Origin of the sequence: Caulobacter sp. CCH9-E1 (assembly GCF_001556515.1) — a bacterium.
In the GTDB taxonomy this organism is placed as follows: Bacteria; Pseudomonadota; Alphaproteobacteria; order Caulobacterales; family Caulobacteraceae; genus Caulobacter.
The window spans coordinates 1-1249 of the sequence record NZ_LSJA01000009.1; the positions used below are offsets into that span (position 1 = coordinate 1).

At 69.8% G+C, this 1249-nt stretch carries 2 protein-coding genes and 1 pseudogene; 1 reads left to right on the forward strand and 2 read right to left on the reverse strand.

Features of this window, described 5'->3' with window-relative positions; all coding sequences use genetic code 11:
- Together AX690_RS00725 and AX690_RS24070 are read right to left on the reverse strand one after the other, a co-directional pair.
- Window positions 1-254 (reverse strand): hypothetical protein (locus tag AX690_RS00725; protein WP_066730182.1); only part of this gene is annotated, 254 nt, incomplete at its 3' end.
- 10 nt (window positions 255-264) lie between these two features.
- Window positions 265-387 (reverse strand): annotated as a pseudogene (locus AX690_RS24070) (hypothetical protein); the annotation flags it as partial.
- Window positions 388-396: 9 nt separating this feature from the next.
- Here AX690_RS24070 and AX690_RS00730 point away from each other — a divergent pair.
- The gene (locus tag AX690_RS00730; protein ID WP_066685718.1) at window positions 397-1098 is read left to right on the forward strand and encodes an EcsC family protein; all 702 of its coding nucleotides are present in this window, start codon (window positions 397-399) and stop codon (window positions 1096-1098) included.
- The last annotated feature ends 151 nt before the right edge of the window (window positions 1099-1249 follow it).

Sequence of the window (1249 nt, forward strand, 5' to 3'; positions counted from 1 at the left end):
TCGGGGAAGAAGGTGTCCCAGGCGCCGTCCGGGGTCGCGCCGTACTTCACCGCCATCGCCGTCATCGGGCACTTGAAGCCGCAGGCGGCGAAGACCACGCTCTCGACCGCCACCAGGCCGCCGGCGATCCACAGCCAGGGGCCGGTCGCGCCGGTGATCCCGGCCGCCAGCACCACCAGCGACGCGCCGGCCATCACCACATAGATCAGCGTGTGCGCGGCGCGCACCAGGGTCAGGCGTTGGGCGTTGGTCATGGCTAAGCTTAAGCCCTTCTCCCCTTGCGGGAGAAGGTGGCCCGCGCAGCGGGACGGATGAGGGGTTTCTCGGCGGTGCGACCCCTCATCCGGCGCTTCGCGCCACCTTCTCCCGCAGGGGGAGAAGGACTATCTCAACCCCATGCCCCTTTCCCCCGACATCCTGGCCTGGCGCGACGAGATGCTCCGGCCGCCGGGGCCGCTGAACGGCCTGGCGCGGGCGACGCAGCGGCGGATCAACCGGATGATCCCCGAGAAGGTCCACGCCGCGATCACCACGGCGATCGAGGGCATGACGCGGGGCATGCTGACCGGCTCGGACGTCTTGACCGGCGCGCCCCAGCTCGGCCTGTCGCTGGACGAGCGGCGGGCGCGGGCGGCCAAGGCGATCGACGGCTGGAAGAAGACGGCCGCCGTCGAGGGCGGGGTGACCGGGGCCGGGGGCTTCCTGGCGGCGGCGGCCGACTTTCCGCTGCTGATGAGCTTCAAGATCAAGCTGCTGTTCGAGATCGCCGCCATCTTCGGCCACGACAGGACGACGCTGAGCGAGCGCTTGTTCATCCTGCACATCTTCGAGCTGGCGTTCTCGGACGCCGAGCACCGCGCGCGGGTGATGGACGCGATGCAGGACTGGGATTTGAAGGCTCATCCGGCCCACCTCGACGACTTCGACTGGCGCGCCTTTCAGCAGCAGTACCGCGACCACATCGACCTGGCGAAACTGGCCCAGTTCCTGCCCGTGGTCGGCGCGCCGCTGGGAGCCCTTGTGAACTGGCGGCTCGTGGAGCGGCTGGGGCATACGGCGGTGATGGCGTACCGGATGCGGGCGGAGCAGGGGGCTTAGTCCAAAGATCCTCCCCCGCGATGCGGGGGAGGTGGCCCAGAGGGCCGGAGGGGGCCAGCTCGGCCGATGTCCAGTTTGCCCCCTCCGTCGCTTCGCGACCACCTCGTGTGATGGAGATGAGCTAGCGTGAGGAGCGGCCGGTCGAGGCGCT